The organism is Serratia sp. H1w, from assembly GCF_000633355.1.
Taxonomy (GTDB): Bacteria; Pseudomonadota; Gammaproteobacteria; order Enterobacterales; family Enterobacteriaceae; genus Chania.
The window spans coordinates 47,774-64,565 of the sequence record NZ_AYMQ01000013.1 but is presented as its reverse complement, the minus strand read 5'-3'; the positions used below and the strand labels follow the sequence as shown (position 1 = coordinate 64,565).

General features: G+C 55.5%; 13 protein-coding genes. 3 read left to right on the top strand and 10 right to left on the bottom strand.

The window, feature by feature from the left end:
* Nucleotides 1–24 precede the first annotated feature (24 nt).
* Entirely contained in the window at nt 25–891 is an 867-nt protein-coding gene (gene mscS, locus U869_RS0102930) for a small-conductance mechanosensitive channel MscS (protein WP_025123099.1), read from the bottom strand.
* Nucleotides 892–1,121: 230 nt separating this feature from the next.
* Between mscS and U869_RS0102925 the strand changes: the two genes are divergently transcribed.
* Nucleotides 1,122–1,790 carry a DUF1345 domain-containing protein gene (locus U869_RS0102925; RefSeq protein WP_025123098.1) on the top strand — a complete coding sequence of 223 codons (669 nt, stop codon included), beginning with the start codon at nt 1,122–1,124 and terminating at the stop codon, nt 1,788–1,790.
* A gap of 77 nt (nt 1,791–1,867) precedes the next feature.
* Here U869_RS0102925 and fbaA read toward each other — a convergent pair whose 3' ends face one another.
* From fbaA to epd, 3 genes are all read right to left on the bottom strand, one after another.
* Complete coding sequence (fbaA, locus tag U869_RS0102920; RefSeq protein WP_025123097.1) at nt 1,868–2,947, bottom strand: class II fructose-bisphosphate aldolase; 1,080 nt, start codon at nt 2,945–2,947, stop codon at nt 1,868–1,870.
* Between the two features lie 152 nt (nt 2,948–3,099).
* Nucleotides 3,100–4,263: a phosphoglycerate kinase gene (gene pgk / locus U869_RS0102915; protein WP_025123096.1), complete on the bottom strand. Its 1,164-nt coding sequence runs from the start codon at nt 4,261–4,263 to the stop codon at nt 3,100–3,102.
* A 72-nt stretch (nt 4,264–4,335) separates the two neighbouring features.
* Nucleotides 4,336–5,352 (bottom strand): erythrose-4-phosphate dehydrogenase, encoded by a 1,017-nt coding sequence (gene epd, locus U869_RS0102910; RefSeq protein WP_025123095.1) that lies wholly within the window; start codon nt 5,350–5,352, stop codon nt 4,336–4,338.
* Between the two features lie 458 nt (nt 5,353–5,810).
* Between epd and U869_RS0102905 the strand changes: the two genes are divergently transcribed.
* Complete coding sequence (locus U869_RS0102905) at nt 5,811–6,098, top strand: putative quinol monooxygenase (RefSeq protein WP_025123094.1); 288 nt, start codon at nt 5,811–5,813, stop codon at nt 6,096–6,098.
* 57 nt (nt 6,099–6,155) lie between these two features.
* On the opposite strand, the gene U869_RS0102900 is transcribed toward U869_RS0102905, so the two are convergent.
* From U869_RS0102900 to tkt, 4 genes are all read right to left on the bottom strand, one after another.
* On the bottom strand, nt 6,156–7,226 hold the full coding sequence (locus U869_RS0102900) for an ABC transporter ATP-binding protein (RefSeq protein WP_025123093.1): 1,071 nt from the start codon (nt 7,224–7,226) through the stop codon (nt 6,156–6,158).
* Nucleotides 7,219–8,988, bottom strand: a complete 1,770-nt coding sequence (locus U869_RS0102895; protein WP_025123092.1) for an iron ABC transporter permease — start codon at nt 8,986–8,988, stop codon at nt 7,219–7,221. Before U869_RS0102895 ends, U869_RS0102900 begins: the two co-directional genes overlap by 8 nt.
* Nucleotides 8,989–9,277: 289 nt before the next feature.
* Nucleotides 9,278–10,366 (bottom strand): ABC transporter substrate-binding protein, encoded by a 1,089-nt coding sequence (locus tag U869_RS0102890; RefSeq protein ID WP_025123091.1) that lies wholly within the window; start codon nt 10,364–10,366, stop codon nt 9,278–9,280.
* 254 nt (nt 10,367–10,620) lie between these two features.
* The gene (tkt, locus tag U869_RS0102885) at nt 10,621–12,615 is read right to left on the bottom strand and encodes a transketolase (RefSeq protein WP_025123090.1); all 1,995 of its coding nucleotides are present in this window, start codon (nt 12,613–12,615) and stop codon (nt 10,621–10,623) included.
* A gap of 237 nt (nt 12,616–12,852) precedes the next feature.
* Between tkt and U869_RS0102880 the strand changes: the two genes are divergently transcribed.
* Nucleotides 12,853–13,605 carry a M48 family metallopeptidase gene (locus tag U869_RS0102880; RefSeq protein ID WP_025123089.1) on the top strand — a complete coding sequence of 251 codons (753 nt, stop codon included), beginning with the start codon at nt 12,853–12,855 and terminating at the stop codon, nt 13,603–13,605.
* A 46-nt stretch (nt 13,606–13,651) separates the two neighbouring features.
* On the opposite strand, the gene U869_RS0102875 is transcribed toward U869_RS0102880, so the two are convergent.
* Together U869_RS0102875 and U869_RS0102870 are read right to left on the bottom strand one after the other, a co-directional pair.
* Entirely contained in the window at nt 13,652–15,289 is a 1,638-nt protein-coding gene (locus U869_RS0102875; RefSeq protein ID WP_025123088.1) for a thiamine pyrophosphate-binding protein, read from the bottom strand.
* Between the two features lie 32 nt (nt 15,290–15,321).
* Nucleotides 15,322–16,791, bottom strand: coding sequence for an aldehyde dehydrogenase (locus U869_RS0102870; protein ID WP_025123087.1), 1,470 nt, complete (start codon nt 16,789–16,791; stop codon nt 15,322–15,324).
* Nucleotide 16,792: the final 1 nt, after the last annotated feature.

The following is a 16,792-nucleotide window of genomic DNA, read 5'->3' as shown; positions in this document are numbered from 1 at the left end:
GAGGGTTAGGGTGAGGGGCTGCCATCACTCTGGCTGTTCAGCCGCTTTGGCTATGTGGCGCACATGCACATCCATCTGCGGGAATGGAATACCAATCTTATGGGCATCCAACTGACGTTTGAAGTTCTCCATCAGATCGAAGTACACGTTCCAGTATTCGGCATTGGTGGTCCAGGAGCGGGTCACGAAGTTCAGCGAGGACGGCGCCATTTCATTGAGGCGAACCGTCACACCTTTATCGTGCATGATGCGTTTATCTGCCGCGATCACGTCACCCAGCACCTTCTTCACGAGATCGATATCGGCGTCATAGGCGACACCCACCACGATATCCACGCGGCGGTTTGGCTCACGGGAGTAGTTGATGATATTGCCCGCGATGATTTTGCCGTTAGGGACCACAATGGTTTTGTTATCTGAAGTACGCAGCGTGGTCGAGAAGATCTGTACCTGATCTACCGTGCCGGACACGCCACCCAGATCGACAAACTCCCCTGCCCGCAAAGGACGGAAGGCCACCAGCAGCACACCAGCGGCAAAGTTGGACAAGGAACCTTGCAGCGCCAAGCCAACGGCTAAACCGGCGGCACCCAACACGGCAATCACCGAGGTGGTCTGGACACCAACGCGCCCCAGCACCGCAATAAAGGTAAACGCCAGGATGCTGTAACGCGCCATCGCAGCCAGGAAATCTGCCACGGTGGCATCGATGCCACGCAGCTTCATCACGCGGCTGAGCGCATTGCTCACAACGCGCGCTATCACCGAACCAATAATGAAGATCACGATAGCAGCAACGATATTCACCGCATATTGGATCAGCATATCTTGATGGTTGACGAGCCAACTGCTGGCATTGTTAATGCCTTCTACTACGTTAAGTTCTTCCATTCTGACGTCCTACTTTACATCCCCGCATGGGGAAAATGGGCAAAATATACTGGCGAAACAAGGCCAGTAAGCAAACCAGTGCTAAGGGTAACCAACATTTTGCCGCAGTGCCAACCGCAACGAGTAAAATTTTCCACCGGGTTTTCCGGCTATAGCCTGAATAAATCTCGGGTTAAGCCAATTTCAACTATGCTGAAACCATCTTACCGACGGCAGGAAAGCGCATCGTGATCGCCATTTTTCCCTCACTGAAACACTATTGGCAAGTACGCCCCAGATTGTTGATTGCGGTGGGTGCCGGGTTGCTATGTGCAGGGCTGATGCCCGCTCATCTCTCCTGGCTGCAACGACTGATCGTTGGCTGGAACGTCATGGCCTGGATCTACTTATTGTGCCTGTGGCATCTGATGCTGGGCAGCACGCCGCAACGTACCAGGCAGTTGGCTCGCAAGCAGGACGAGAGTGCCAGTCAGGTGCTGGCGATGGTCAGCCTTGGGTGCGCGGTGAGTATTCTGGCGATCCTGTTTGAATTGGGCACAGCCAAACAGGTCAGCGATCCGTTGAAAACGTTGCAGCTGGCCCTGACTGGCTCAACGCTGGTCGTTTCCTGGCTGCTGCTGCCTACCGCGTTTACCATGCACTATGCCCACCTGTTCTACCGCCAGCGAGACAATACGGAGGTGCTGCCACTGCTGTTCCCCGGCAAGCTGGCCGAGCCAAGCTATTGGGACTTTGCCTATTTCTCGTTCACCATCGCCGTTGCTTCACAAACCGCCGACGTGGCCGTAGGCACCGCAGACGTACGTAAAATCACCCTGCTGCAATCGGTGATCTCCTTTGTCTTCAATATCCTGATATTGGGGCTGTCGATTAACGTCGGAGCCGGATTGTTGGGGTAGAGGCACCGCTTGCTTATCCAGCAAATAAAAAGGCTCCACAAGGGAGCCTTTCGCGTCAAACTAAACGGAGAGCAGAATTACAGCACGTCTACCGCGTTCAGTTCTTTGAATGCCAGTTCCAGACGGGTGATCATGGAAGCCTGAGCAGCACGAGTCCATACACGTGGATCGTAGTATTTCTTGTTCGGCTTGTCGGCACCTTCTGGGTTACCCAGTTGGCCTTGCAGATAGCCTTCGTTCTTTTTGTAGTAGTTCAGGATACCTTCCCAAGTTGCCCATTGGGTATCGGTATCGATGTTCATTTTCACTACGCCGTAGCTGACTGCTTCTTTGATTTCTGCAGCAGTAGAACCTGAACCACCGTGGAACACGAAGTTCAACGCATTGTGCGGCAGGTTATGTTTCTTGGAAACATAGTCCTGAGAGTCACGCAGAATGGTTGGAGTCAGTTTCACGTTGCCTGGCTTGTAAACACCGTGTACGTTGCCGAAAGAGGCAGCGATGGTGAAGCGTGGGCTGATCGCGTTCAGTTTTTCGTACGCGTAATCAACGTCTTGTGGCTGAGTGTACAGGGAAGAAGCGTCCATGTGGCTGTTATCTACGCCATCTTCTTCACCGCCGGTGCAGCCCAGTTCGATTTCCAGGGTCATACCGATCTTCGCCATGCGAGTCAGGTATTTGCTGCAAATTTCGATGTTTTCTTCCAGAGACTCTTCAGACAGGTCGATCATGTGAGAAGAGAACAGTGGCTTACCGGTTGCCGCGAAGTGCTTCTCACCCGCGTCCAACAGGCCGTCTAACCATGGCAGCAGTTTCTTGGCACAGTGGTCGGTATGCAGGATCACCGGCACGCCGTAATGTTCAGCCATCTGATGTACGTGGTGTGCGCCAGAGATTGCGCCCAGGATCGCCGCACCTTGTGGCACGTCAGTTTTGATGCCTTTACCCGCGATAAAACCAGCACCACCGTTAGAGAACTGAACGATAACTGGAGCGCGCACCTTGGCCGCTGTTTCCAGCACGGCGTTGATGGAGTCGGTACCCACGCAGTTTACCGCTGGCAGCGCAAAGTTATTCTCTTTGGCAACGGCGAAGACTTTCTGCACGTCATCACCTGTGATGACACCTGGTTTTACGAAATCAAAAATTTTAGACATTAGGCGTTGTCCTGTTTCGTTGGTCGTATACCCGTCGTCTTGCAGGCGACAGCCTGAAAACTCGTGGTAGCGATGGATAAATATCGGTGTGTGCCCCGCAGCCAAGCTGGGGGCATAAACAAACGGGCGGCTTGCGCCCCCCGTTGTCTCAATTACTGCTTAGCGCGCTCTTCCAGCATCACTACTGCAGGCAGTTGTTTCCCTTCAACGAATTCCAGGAAGGCGCCGCCGCCGGTAGAGATGTAGGAGATTTGGTCAGCGATACCGAACAAATCGATAGCTGCCAGAGTGTCGCCGCCGCCTGCGATGGAGAAGGCTTCGCTTTCTGCGATAGCGCGTGCCACGATTTCGGTGCCCTTACGGAAGTTAGGGAACTCGAAGACGCCTACCGGGCCATTCCACAGAATGGTTTTAGCTTCTTTCAGGATCTTGGCCAGACGCTCCGCAGAGACATCGCCCAGGTCCAGAATTTGCTCTTCGTCTTTGATTTCGCTGGCTGGCTTCAGAGTTGCCGTCGCGGTTTCAGAGAACTCGGTAGCGACGCGCACGTCGGTTGGAACCGGGATATCACAGGTTTCCAGCAGCTTTTTCGCTTCTGGGATCAGGTCTGCTTCGTACAGGGATTTACCTACGTTGTGGCCTTGTGCCGCGACGAAGGTGTTAGCGATGCCGCCGCCAACGATCAGCTGGTCAGCGATCTTGGACAGGGAGCCCAGTACGGTCAGTTTGGTAGAAACTTTAGAACCACCAACGATAGCCACCATTGGGCGAGCCGGGTTACCCAGCGCTTTGCCCAGGGCTTCCAGTTCCGCAGACAGCAGCGGGCCTGCACAGGCAACCGGAGCAAATTTGCCCACGCCATGCGTAGAAGCCTGCGCACGGTGTGCGGTACCGAATGCGTCCATCACATACACGTCGCACAGCGCAGCATATTTCTTGGACAGCACTTCGTCGTCTTTCTTCTCGCCTTTGTTGAAGCGAACGTTTTCCAGCACCACCAACTCGCCTTCTGCAACGTCAACGCCTTCCAGATAATCCTTCGCCAGACGTACTGGAGATTTCAGATGATCTTTCAGGTAGTTAACCACTGGCAGCAGGGAGAACTCTTCGTTGTACTCGCCTTCGGTAGGACGACCCAGGTGGGACGTTACCATAACGCGGGCGCCTTGTTTCAGCGCAGCTTCGATAGTCGGCAGGGAGGCACGGATACGCGCATCGGAAGTCACTTTACCGTCTTTCACTGGTACGTTCAGATCGGAACGGATCAGAACGCGTTTACCCGCCAGATCCAGATCGGACATCTTAATAACAGACATGGTGAACCCTCTTTGTTGATTCTCTATAAAGTTGCCTGAACGACGCACCAACACCACGTTGATAGCGCCTTACTAGAAACCGCTTGCGGCCATTGCCCGTGTTGTATCCAACATCCTGTTGGCAAAGCCCCATTCGTTATCGCACCAGACCAAGGTCTTGATCAGGTGCTGTCCACTGACCCGGGTTTGCGTCCCATCGACGATGGCGCTGTGCGGGTCATGGTTAAAATCTATCGAGACTAATGGTAGTTCTGTATAGTCAACTATACCACGAAATGATCCCTGTGCCGCCTTTTGCAACAGTTGGTTTACCTCACTGACCAACACCTTCGAGCTCACGCTGACGCTAAGATCGATGGCCGTGACGTTGATCGTCGGCACCCGCACGGAAATCGCTTCAAAACGATCGCAAAACTGCGGGAAGATGCGCGTAATGCCCGCGGCCAGCTTGGTGTCGACCGGAATAATCGACTGGCTCGCCGCACGGGTACGCCGCAAATCCTGATGATAGGCGTCTATCACCGGCTGATCGTTCATCGAGGAGTGGATGGTGGTCACCGTGCCGGACTCAATGCTGAAGGCATCGTCCAGCAGCTTGATAATCGGAATAATGCAGTTGGTGGTACAGGAAGCGTTGGACACGATACGGTGTTCGCCACGCAACGTTTGGTGATTAACCCCAAACACGATGGTCGCATCCAGATCGTTACCGCCGGGATGGGCAAACAGCACCTTTTTCGCTCCCGCTGCCAGATGGGCTTCGCCATCGGCTCTGCTACCGTATACACCGCTGCAATCCAGCACCACATCCACGCCCAGTTCGCCCCAGGGTAACTGTTCCAGCGCTGGCTGATGGAGCAACCGAATGCTGTCATCACCCACGCTCAACACGTCACATTCCTGGCGCACATCCCAGGCAAAACGGCCGTGGCTGGAGTCATACTTGAGCAGGTGGGCCATCCCCTCGGCATGTGCCAGTTCGTTGATGGCGACGACGGAAATTTCGGCACGTCGTCCCGATTCGTACAGTGCGCGTAAAACGCTGCGGCCAATACGGCCAAAGCCGTTTATCGCTATGCGGATTGTCATGCTACTCCCTGAAGAAGGGCGCTCCCCGGCGGTGGTTTTCCGCTGCTGGGATGGCGCAGACTGGTTATCTCGCCTAGAGTACTTTAGCGTACCGCCTGCTGTGAATCGCTGCTTTGCATTATTCATCACACCCGGGTGCTTATCGCAACCGCTCACTCTGGCGTTTCCACCGACAACAGTGATAACTGAAACGCTTCAGCCGAGCATAAACCAAAGTTTTGCCAAAAGGAACAGGTGCAGTGCGATGCCTGTCGTGCAGGCCAGACTTTGCGAAAATAAAATGATCTAGCGCACATTTTTACCCTCCGCCCTGGCGAGCAAAATTGAGGTTGGATGCGTAAATGACTTGCCGGTGACGCCAAGTCCACCATAATAGACCCAGCGTTTGTGGGTGAAACAGATGCTGATGGGTCTAGCTCTTTTTCTTTTGTGGTCAATGTTATTTACAAGGAACCAAAATGAGTGAAATCAAAGTAGTCGCCCTGATTAAAGCCAAGCCTGAGCACCGCGCAGCGGTAGACAAAGCGGTACGCGCCATGGTCGCCCCAAGCCGTTCCGAACCGGGCTGCATTCAATATGATCTGCATGAAGAGCAGGGCCACCCGGGCGCATTCGTGTTTATCGAGCGCTGGACCTCTGAGCAGGCGCTGAAAGAGCATATGGCGATGTCTTACCACGATGATTTCCTGGCCGAGTTGGAAGGCAAGCTGGTCAGCTTGGAAGTGAAAAAACTGACCCAGCTGTAATCGTCCCGACTAGGGGCGCTGTCTGTTGCGCCCCTAGTCGCAGCCACCTTCGATTACTCAGCCTTTGGGGAAAATCCACAGATGCTCGGCGGGCAGGGAAAGCGTACACATTTCCTGACCACGCACTTCCGTGCCATAGGCGCGCACCACAAAATCTTCCGCCACCGTGCGGAACAGATATTCCCAACGGTCGCCAAGATACATACTGGTCAGCAGCGGTAACGAGATCTGATTGCCTTGTGGATCTTCACCCAGGCGCACGCGTTCAACGCGGATCACCGCAGTTGCCTCCTGCCCGACAACCACCCCAGCCCCGGCCTTCCCCCATAGCACCCAGTCTTTACCCTCAATGCGCGCGTTGCCGTCACGGATCTCGGTAACCTTGCCAAACAGACGGTTGTTGCTGCCCATAAACTCAGCGGTAAACAGCGTGGCAGGCGAACCGTACATTTCCTGCGGCGTGCCCTGCTGTTCGATCTTGCCGTTATTGAGCAGCAGGATCCGATCGGAAATCGCCATTGCCTCGTTCTGATCGTGAGTCACCATCAGCGCAGAAAGGCCCAGCTTGATGATCAGCTCACGCAGGAATACCCGGGCTTCCTCACGGAGTTTGGCGTCCAGGTTAGACAGCGGTTCGTCCAGCAAGATCACCGGTGGGTTATAGACCAGCGCACGGCCAATCGCCACGCGCTGCTGCTGACCACCAGAGAGTTGATGAGGATGACGCTTACCCAACTGCCCCAAACCGAGCTGTTCGAGCACCGCCTGCACGCGCTGGGTAATTTCTGCCGCAGGCGTTTTACGTAATTTCAGCGGATAGGCTACGTTATCAAACACCGTTTTGTGGGGCCATAACGCATAGGACTGAAACACCAGGCCCAGATTACGTTCTTCCGCCGGGATCTCGCTGCGGGCCGTGCCGTCATAGACGGTATTGTTGCCAATGATGATTTTGCCTTGCGTAGGCTTTTCCAACCCGGCCACAGCTCGCAGCAACGTGGTTTTGCCACTGCCTGACGGCCCGAGCAGTGAAACGACCTCCCCCCGTTTGAGCTGCATGGAAACGCCCTTCAATACCGGGTTATCACCATAGGTCAGGTGCAGGTTATCTACTGATAGCTCAATCATGAATTTTCACTCCAAATCGCAGGGCAATCCCTAGTCCTAACACGACCAGAAGAATGTTAATGAAGGACAGTGCAGCCACAATATCGATCGCCCCTGCCGCCCACAGGGAAACCAGCATGGAACCGATGGTTTCGGTACCCGGTGACAGCAGATAGACCCCGGTGGAATACTCACGTTCGAAGATCAGGAACATCAGCAGCCAGGAGCCAATCAGGCCATAACGGGAGAGCGGGATCGTCACATGGCGTGTGATCTGACCGCGAGAGGCACCGGTGCTGCGTGCGGCTTCTTCCAATTCTGGCGCAACCTGCAACAGCGTTGACGAGATCAGCCGCAAACCATAAGCCATCCACACCACGGTATAAGCCAACCAGACGCTGAAGATGGTACTGCGCAGCGAGCGTAGCCACACCACCAGGTTTTCACGCAGCCATTCGGCGATCGGCAGTACGGAGAGCCAACCCGCTTTTAGCGATTTATCCAGCCACATCGGCAGGAACAGGAACACCCACAGGAAGGCCAAACCAGCCAGCAAACCGGGCACTGCACGCGGCACCAGCACGCTGTAATCCAGAAAACGGGTCACACCGTCGGGTTTACGGTGCATGGCGATGCCGATAAACAGATAACACACTACCGCCAGCGCACCGCCGAACACACCAATCGCCATCGAGTTGACGATCGCCCGCAGCAGATTGGGTTGCTGCCAGATGGTACGGAAGGTGTTGAGCGACAACTCATCCCAAATGGACACTCCGACGCCCCAGTTGGAGATAAAAGCACGCAGCACCACGCCCACCAGGGGAACACCGATGGTAACGGTCAGCCACAAGACCACCACGCCGCCCGCAACCCAACGCCATTTCCCCAAAGGCAATGCACGAGCCTGCGAGGCTTTGCCCTTGACCGTGACAAAGCGGTTGGCGGTACGCATCAGACGCCGTTGCAGCATCACCAACGGGATGGTAATGCAGATCAACACCACTGCCACCGCCGCCATCAGATGGTAAGACGGCGTGCCCAGCTTGTTGGTCAGTTGATACAGATAGGTCGCCAACACCAGGTTGCCTTCCGGATCGCCCAACACCAGCATCAGCCCGAACACTTCCAGCCCCAGGAAGAACAGCAAGACGCTGGCATACAGGATCGACGGACGCACCATTGGCAAGCTGACCGCGGTCATCACCTGCAACGGAGAAGCCCCGGCAGTTCGGGCAGCCTCTTCAACATCCGAGCCGACGCTGCGCAGTGCCGATGAAATATAAAGGTAAGCGTGGGGCACGTGCGTCAACCCGGCTATCACCACGATGCTGCCCATCGCATAGATATTCCAAGGCACAAAGCCCAGCAAGGATTCCGCCCACAGCGAGAAGAAACCTACTGGCCCAGCGGCCACCACGTAGCCAAAACCCAGCACCATCGGCGAGACAAAGATCGGCACCAGGATCAGCGGCTCAATAAAGCGGCGGCCTGGCAGATCGGTTCTTACCATTAAAAACGCCAGCACACCGCCTAATGGAATAGAGATAACCACCAGACCAAATGCCAGAATAAATCCGCTTTTCAGCGCCTTGTAGAAATCAGGATCGGTAAAGATAAACCGGAAGGCCTCAAGGCTGAACACCTTGGCAGGCGAGAAAAACGGTGCGGAAAGGAAGCTTTGGATCACGATAAACGACAGCGGTACATAGATAACCAGCGCGGTTATCAGCACCACCAAACCGCGCGGCAGACTTTGCCACTTGTTGCGCAATTCTCTCATAGTCAGTCCCGATGGTGATATCCCCTGCATCGCGAGATGCACCGGGATAGAGTTCCCTGTTTAAGCAATACAGCCAGCCACTGGCATCATGCAGAAGGAGAATGCAGCAGATTTGCGATTCCCCTCACCCTAACCCTCTCCCAAAGGGAGAGGGGACCGAATGTGCTACAGACTAACTCCCGCGTTTGACCTTTGCACGGGCGCAGCATGCTGCGCCCCTACACAGTGCCTGCCATCGACACCGATCGGCTCCCTCGCCCTTTGGGAGGGCTGGGGTAAGGGGGAATTGTTACTTCGCAGCGGCGGTGCGCCACTGTTTGATGTAGTCCAGGCGTTTAGTCGGTTCCAGATATTCCAGCAGGCTTTCATCCACCGGGATCGGTTTCAACGCCTTGCCCAACATCTGAGTCATGCCATCAATATCGTTCTTGCCTTCGATATCGTTACGAATGGAGGGGATATCTGCCTTGTTGGCCAGGATGTTTTGCCCTTGCTCAGACAACACATAGTTCAACCACAGCTTGGCCGCATTGCTGTTGGCCGCTTCCTGGCTGATAAAGCTCACCCGTGACAGCACCAGCGTGTAGTCTTTAGGGTAAGAGATACCGAGTGAAGGGTCGGTTTTGGCACGTGCCTCGGCATAAGAGCCCAGGATGTTGAAGCCAATCAGGTTTTCGCCAGAGGAGACCCTCTCCATCATGGTGCCGGTTGAGGACTGCACCGCCAACCCACCTTTAGCGACATCGGCCAAGGTCGCGAAGTAGTTAGGATCGGCCTTGAAGTCTTGCACCGAGAGCATGAAGCCCAGGCCCGACTTCTCTATGTCATAGGTGGTCACTTTCTTTTTGAATTTATCGGGTTGGCTGGCGATCAGTTTAGCCAACGCAGCATGGGAATCCGGCACCTCGCCTTGCGGGATCAGGCGCTTGTTGTAGATAAACACCACCGGCTCATAGGTCGTGCCGTAGGCCTTATCTTTCCACACCGCCCATTTCGGCAGTTGCCCCAGCTCTGGCGAAGCATATTCCAGCGCATAATCGGTGGCCAGCTTCAGCGCGGTATCCATCGAGGAACTCCACACCACGTCACCACTGGTGCCGCCAGCCGCTTGCTCGCTGATATAGCGGTTATACAGCTCGGTGCTGTTCATATCGTTGTATTCCACTTTAATGCCAGGGTACAGCGCTTCAAACCCCTGGATCAGTGGCCCTGCGGCTTTGGTATCCGTGGTGGAATACACCACCACCTTGCCTTCTTTTTTCGCCGCATCGACGATCTTTTGATAATCGGCCGGATAGCCTGCCGGGAACTGCGCGAACGCCGGAGCAGAGATGAAGACGGCCGCGGCCGCCATGGATACGCCAATCCTTAAAAACATATCATTAACTCCTGGTTACATTTAGAAAACCAAAAATTAACATATCGCCAATGAAGGGCGTTAAGCAACGCCGTTAATTGGCTATGTTGCTGTTTTGTGATGCTGGGCAATTTTTGGGCAATAACTGCCATGATTATTCAATCATTAAGGATTTCTTAATGTTGCATGAGCGGTGGATAGAGAGAGGTTTATGGGCGAGGAAAAATAAGGGGCGATTCATCGCCCCTTATTACAGTTAAAGCTGAGTGGCGAACTTATTTCACCAGCGCGTTAGCCTTGGCTACCACGTTGTCGACGGTGAAGCCGAACTCTTTGAACAATTGCTCTGCCGGAGCAGACTCACCGAAGGTAGTCATACCCACGATAGCGCCGTTCAGGCCAACATACTTGTACCAGTAATCGGCGATACCCGCTTCCACCGCTACGCGAGCAGAAACTGCCGCTGGCAGCACAGATTCACGGTAGGCCGCATCTTGTTTGTCGAAAGCATCGGTAGATGGCATGGAGACCACACGGACTTTACGCCCTTCGGCGGTCAGCTTGTCGGCCGCTTCTACGGTGATGCCCACTTCAGAACCGGTAGCAATCAGGATCACGTCCGGAGTGCCTGCGCAGTCTTTCAGCACATAACCACCGCGATAGACGTTCGCCAGTTGCTCGGCGGTACGCGGCTGCTGGGTCAGGTTCTGACGGGAGAACACCAGCGTGGTTGGGCCATCGTTGCGTTCGATACCGTACTGCCAGGCGATAGCCGACTCGACCTGGTCACAAGGACGCCAGGTGCTCATGTTCGGGGTCACGCGCAGGCTGGCCAACTGCTCAACCGGCTGGTGCGTCGGGCCATCTTCGCCCAGACCGATAGAGTCGTGGGTGTAGACGAATACGTTGCGGATTTTCATCAGCGCAGCCATACGCACTGCGTTACGCGCGTATTCCACAAACATCAGGAAGGTCGCAGAGTACGGCAGGAAACCACCGTGCAGCGCGATACCATTGGTGATGGCGGTCATGCCGAATTCGCGCACGCCGTAGTGGATATAGTTACCCGCCAGATCATCACCCAGAGACTTGGAGCCAGACCACATGGTCAGGTTGCTTGGTGCCAGGTCTGCAGAGCCGCCGAGGAATTCTGGCAGCAGTTTGCCGAAGGCTTCCAGCGAGTTCTGTGATGCTTTACGGCTGGCAATGTTGGCCGGGTTAGCCTGCAATTGCTCTACGAATTTCTTCGCTTCCGCTTGCCAGTTGGCTGGCAGTTCACCGTTCATACGGCGTTTGAACTCTGCGGCCAGTTCTGGGAAGGCTTTGGCGTAGGCAGCCAGTTTCTCGTTCCAGGCAGCTTCTTTGGCCTTACCGGCTTCTTTGGCATCCCACTGGGCATAGATGTCCTGTGGAATTTCGAAGGCAGCATATTTCCAGCCCAACGCTTCACGGGTAGCCGCAACTTCAGCTGCGCCCAGTGGTGCACCGTGGGAATCATGGGTGCCCGCTTTGTGTGGAGAACCAAAACCAATCACGGTTTTGCACATCAGCAGGGAAGGTTTGTCGGTAACTTTATGCGCTTCTTCGATCGCTGCTTTGATGGAGTCGCTGTTGTGGCCGTCAACACCACGCACCACGTGCCAGCCATAGGCTTCGAAACGCTTGGCGGTATCGTCGGTGAACCAACCTTCAACGTGGCCATCGATGGAGATGCCGTTGTCATCATAGAACGCGGTCAGTTTGCCCAGCTTCATGGTGCCGGCCAGGGAACAGACTTCGTGAGAGATGCCTTCCATCATGCAGCCATCGCCCATAAAGGCGTAGGTATGGTGGTCAACAATGTCGTGGCCTGGGCGGTTGAACTGCGCGGCCAGGGTGCGTTCGGCAATGGCAAAACCGATGGCGTTGGCGATACCTTGACCCAGTGGGCCAGTGGTGGTTTCCACGCCTGGGGTATAACCGTATTCCGGGTGACCCGGAGTTTTGGAATGCAGTTGGCGGAAGTTTTCCAGCTCGCTCATCGGCAGATCGTAACCGGTAAGGTGCAGCAAGCTGTAAATCAGCATGGAACCATGGCCGTTAGACAGTACGAAACGGTCACGATCGGCCCAGTGTGGGTTGGTAGGGTTGTGGTTCAGGTAGTCACGCCACAGGACTTCGGCGATATCTGCCATGCCCATAGGGGCGCCCGGGTGGCCGGAATTTGCTTTTTGAACGGCGTCCATACTGAGTGCGCGGATGGCGTTGGCAAGCTCTTTACGAGAGGACATGTTTTACTCCAGGTCGGATTAAAAAAGCGATCAAGATTTCTATTTTCTCAGACTCGGCATTGAAACAGCAATCCCTAATACCAAATGAGAGCGAGTTCATCACTATTGAGCACGTTCGGGACACATTTCGGAATATAGCTATTTCGACCAAGTCCGTCGTACACTAGGCTATGCACGGAATTATTGGCAGCAGACCACAGTACCAAACTCCCTTTACTATCACAGGACGATAGACTTATGAAAATCCGTACCACCTTGATTGCATTAAGTATTACGGCTCTGTTGAGCGGCTGTCAGAACCTCAACACCGATACCCTACTGCAATCTGGCGCCCAGGCATACCAAGCGGCCACGCTGAGCGATAACGACGTCAAGGCCCTGAGTGATAAATCCTGTGCAGAAGTGGATAGCCAGGAACAAATCGCACCGGCAAGCAGCGACTATACCAAACGTCTGAACAAAATTGCCGCGGCACTGGGTGATAATATCAACGGAACCCCTGCAAACTACAAGGTCTACCTGACCAAAGATGTCAACGCCTGGGCGATGGCCAACGGCTGCATCCGCGTATACAGCGGCCTGATGGACATGATGGACGATAACGAAGTCGAAGGCGTGCTGGGCCATGAAATGGGCCACGTGGCGTTGGGCCACACGCGTAAAGCCATGCAGGTTGCCTACGGCACCGTAGCGGTACGTACCGCAGCAGCTTCGGCTGGCGGCGTAGCGGCTTCACTGTCCCAGTCACAGTTGGCCGATCTGGGTGAAAAACTGGTTAATGCCCAGTTCTCACAGAAACAGGAAAGCGATGCGGACGATTATTCGTTCGAGCTGCTGAAAAAACGCGGTATCAATCCAGCGGGCCTGGCCACCAGTTTCGATAAACTGGCGAAATTGGACGCGGGCCGCGAAAGCAGCATGTTTGACAGCCACCCAACTTCTGAAGCCCGTGCCAAGCACATTCGCGATCGTATCGCGGCAGGGAAGTAAGTCTTGATGCCCTCTCTCCACAGAGAGAGGGTATTACAGTAAGCAATCAGTACAGCTTCTGCGGCGGGCCAGCAAAGGTTAATGGCCCGACGCTTTTCATATCAACTTCAACTACCGATGGCCCCGGGTAATTTATTGCCTCCGCCAGCACGCCGCCAAACTGCGCAGCATCACTCACTTTCCAGGCTTTCAGGCCCATGGCTTCGGCCACCTGGCAGAATGCCGGGGTGTGCAATTCGTTATAGTACTGGCGTCCGGCGAAATACTTATCCTGAATGCCACGCATCACGCCATAACCTCCGTCGTTCATGATCAGCAAGATGATATTGGCCTGCTCCTGCGCCATAGTGGCCAATTCCCCCAGGCCAAGCGCCAAACCGCCGTCCCCAACCAGACCAACCACTTTACGCTGTGGGTTGGCAATGGCCGTGCCGATCGCCATCGGTAAACCCATGCCGATGGCCCCGGCCAACGAGTGAATATTGCATAAAGGCGAGATAGCCCGGAACAGACGGCTGCCCCACACGCTGCCAGAAACGGTGATATCACGCACCAACAAGCCATCCTGCGGCAGCGCAGCGGCGATAGCGTCGTTCAGTTTGGCGTATTCACCCGACTGCTGGCGCAGCGCCGTTTCCGCCAGTTGTACCGCACGGCCAATCTCGGCATCCCACTCGGCATTAACCTTCTCACCAGGTGCCAGACGTGCCGCCAACGCGCTCAGCAAGGCGGAACAGTCGCCATAAACCTGTTCATCCGCCAGATAATTACGGTTGGCCGCCGCCGGATCGATATCAATCTGCACCAGCGGGCGTGGCAGAGGCAGCGACCAGGTGCGGGTTTCATTACTCCGCAGGCGGGAACCGGCCACCAGCGTCAAATCACACTGCGTCAGGATCGCTTCAACGCTTGGCGAGTTATGGAAAGCCCGCAGGCTGCGCGGATGGCTATCCGGTAAAATCCCACGCCCATGGGTGCTGGAAATCACCACCACACCGGCATCCGCCAACTGTTTAACCGCCTCACGGCAGGCCAACGCTCCGCCCCCCACCCATAGCAGTGGACGTTTGGCACGTTTCACCAGTTGATATAAACGTTCAACCGCAGCAGCATCGGCAGCAGGCAGCGCTGGAGGTGCCACAACCTTCCCTACCAGGTTGGCCGGGATCAGGCTGTTCTGAATATCGATCGGGATCTCTACTGCCACCGGGCCATAAGGCACGGTCTGCGCATCCAGAATAGCGCGTTGGATCACCGCCACTGCCTGCTCCGGCGAGTTCACCCGGTAAGCCTGTTTCGAACAGGCACGTAAAAAGCCAAGCTGATCCTTGGTTTCGTGGATAAACCCGGCATCAGCATCCAGATAGGCTTTCTCAACCTGTCCGGTGATATGCAACAGCGGCGTGTTGGCATTCAGTGCCTCAATCATCGCACCGACCGCGTTACCGGCCCCGGCACCGGTGCTGGTCAGTGCCACCCCCAGACCAGAGAAACGCCCGTGGGCATCAGCCATGGTCACCGCTCCCGCCTCACCGCGCGCTGGCACAAAGCGGATCGCGCCGCGTTGCCCAACGGCATCGGCAATCGGCAGATTATGGATCGAGATGATGCCGTACATCGCCGCTACTTCGTACTGTTCCAGAGTTCGGGCTATCGCCTCACCAACCGTAATTTTATCGCTCATCGTCTGCCTTCTTATTTGTCTTGTTGCGTGCGTTAGTCGCTCCAGCGGTTAGGCTGATTGCTAAGGGACAGGTACAAACTCTTTTGCTGCATATAGGCCTGGATACCATGCAGGCCCTTTTCGCGCCCCAGGCCGCTTTGTTTAAAACCGCCAAACGGGGTAGAAATCGAGAATGTCTTGTAGGTGTTGATCCAGACGGTGCCGGTTTCCAGTTGTTCCGCCAGCGCCATCGCACGGGTAAAATCACGGCTCCAGATCCCGGCAGCCAAACCGTAGATCGAATCATTGGCCTGTTCGATCAGTTGTGCCTCGTCATCAAACGGCAGTACCACCAGCACCGGGCCAAAGATCTCTTCCTGGCAGGTACGGGCGCTGTTGCTCAACCCTTCGATAATGGTCGGCAGGTAATAGCTGCCTTGGGCAAGTTGTGGATCGGCTGGCGCTTCGCCACCAATCAACACCCGGCCGCCTTCCTGCTGGGCCAAGGCCACGTAATCCGCCACGCTTTGGCGATGCTTATGGCTGATCAGCGGACCGAGATGGACGCCGGCCTGCAACGGATCACCGATACGCAATCCGGCGGTCAGCTCGCATAAACGGGCCAGTAACGGTTGGTACAGAGAGCGGTGTACAAACAGCCGTGAACCGGCGATACATGCCTGCCCGGCCGAGCTGAAAATGCCGTAACAGATGCCACGCGCCGCCTGTTCCAGATCCGCATCTTCCAGCACGATAGTGGGCGACTTGCCCCCCAGTTCCAGCGAGGTGGGGATCAGTTTCTCTGCGGCGATATGGGCCAAATGACGACCGGTGGAAGTCCCGCCGGTGAAAGAGATCTTTTTCACCAACGGATGGCGAGCCAATGCTTCACCAATCACCGAACCTTTGCCCGGCAATACGCTGAGCAGTCCGGCGGGCAAACCGGCCTGTTCAAACAGTTCGGCCAGTTTCAGTGCCATCAGTGGCGTAGCCTCTGCGGGTTTCAGCACCACCGCATTCCCTGCCGCCAACGCCGGAGCCACCTTCTGCATTTCACTGGCAATCGGTGAGTTCCACGGAGTGATCGCCGCTATGACGCCCAACGGCTGATACTGGCTCAGCGTCATCACATCACGATTACGCTGGGTGGGCAGTTCGCCCTCCAACACCTCGCAGGCAGCGGCAAAATAGCGTGCAGTAGCAGCCGCGCTCATGACCAGACCACGGGTTTCCGCCAGCGGTTTACCGTTGTCACGGGTTTGCAGCTGCGCCAGAGCATCGACCTGTTCAGTAATCAAATCGCTGACGCGATGCAGGATCGCCGCGCGCTGATGTGGCACCAATCCACGCCAGGAAGGGGCGCGCCAGGCTTGTTCTGCCGCCGCAACCGCTTCATTCACATCCTCGACGTTGGCCGCTCGCAGGCGAGCATTCACGCTACCATCCGCCGGGAAAACCGAACTCATCTCTTCACCGCGCCCTTCGCACCAGCGGCCGGCAAGAAAAATCTTTAACGTTTCCATG

Bases quoted from the DNA above. Each gene is read 5' to 3' on its own strand.
- mscS (WP_025123099.1), bottom strand. From the start codon at position 891: ATGGAAGAACTTAACGTAGTAGAAGGCATTAACAATGCCAGCAGTTGG.
- fbaA (WP_025123097.1), bottom strand. From the start codon at position 2,947: ATGTCTAAAATTTTTGATTTCGTAAAACCAGGTGTCATCACAGGTGAT.
- pgk (WP_025123096.1), bottom strand. From the start codon at position 4,263: ATGTCTGTTATTAAGATGTCCGATCTGGATCTGGCGGGTAAACGCGTT.
- epd (WP_025123095.1), bottom strand. From the start codon at position 5,352: ATGACAATCCGCATAGCGATAAACGGCTTTGGCCGTATTGGCCGCAGC.
- U869_RS0102905 (WP_025123094.1), top strand. From the start codon at position 5,811: ATGAGTGAAATCAAAGTAGTCGCCCTGATTAAAGCCAAGCCTGAGCAC.
- U869_RS0102900 (WP_025123093.1), bottom strand. From the start codon at position 7,226: ATGATTGAGCTATCAGTAGATAACCTGCACCTGACCTATGGTGATAAC.
- U869_RS0102895 (WP_025123092.1), bottom strand. From the start codon at position 8,988: ATGAGAGAATTGCGCAACAAGTGGCAAAGTCTGCCGCGCGGTTTGGTG.
- U869_RS0102890 (WP_025123091.1), bottom strand. From the start codon at position 10,366: ATGTTTTTAAGGATTGGCGTATCCATGGCGGCCGCGGCCGTCTTCATC.
- tkt (WP_025123090.1), bottom strand. From the start codon at position 12,615: ATGTCCTCTCGTAAAGAGCTTGCCAACGCCATCCGCGCACTCAGTATG.
- U869_RS0102880 (WP_025123089.1), top strand. From the start codon at position 12,853: ATGAAAATCCGTACCACCTTGATTGCATTAAGTATTACGGCTCTGTTG.
- U869_RS0102875 (WP_025123088.1), bottom strand. From the start codon at position 15,289: ATGAGCGATAAAATTACGGTTGGTGAGGCGATAGCCCGAACTCTGGAA.
- U869_RS0102870 (WP_025123087.1), bottom strand. From the start codon at position 16,791: ATGGAAACGTTAAAGATTTTTCTTGCCGGCCGCTGGTGCGAAGGGCGC.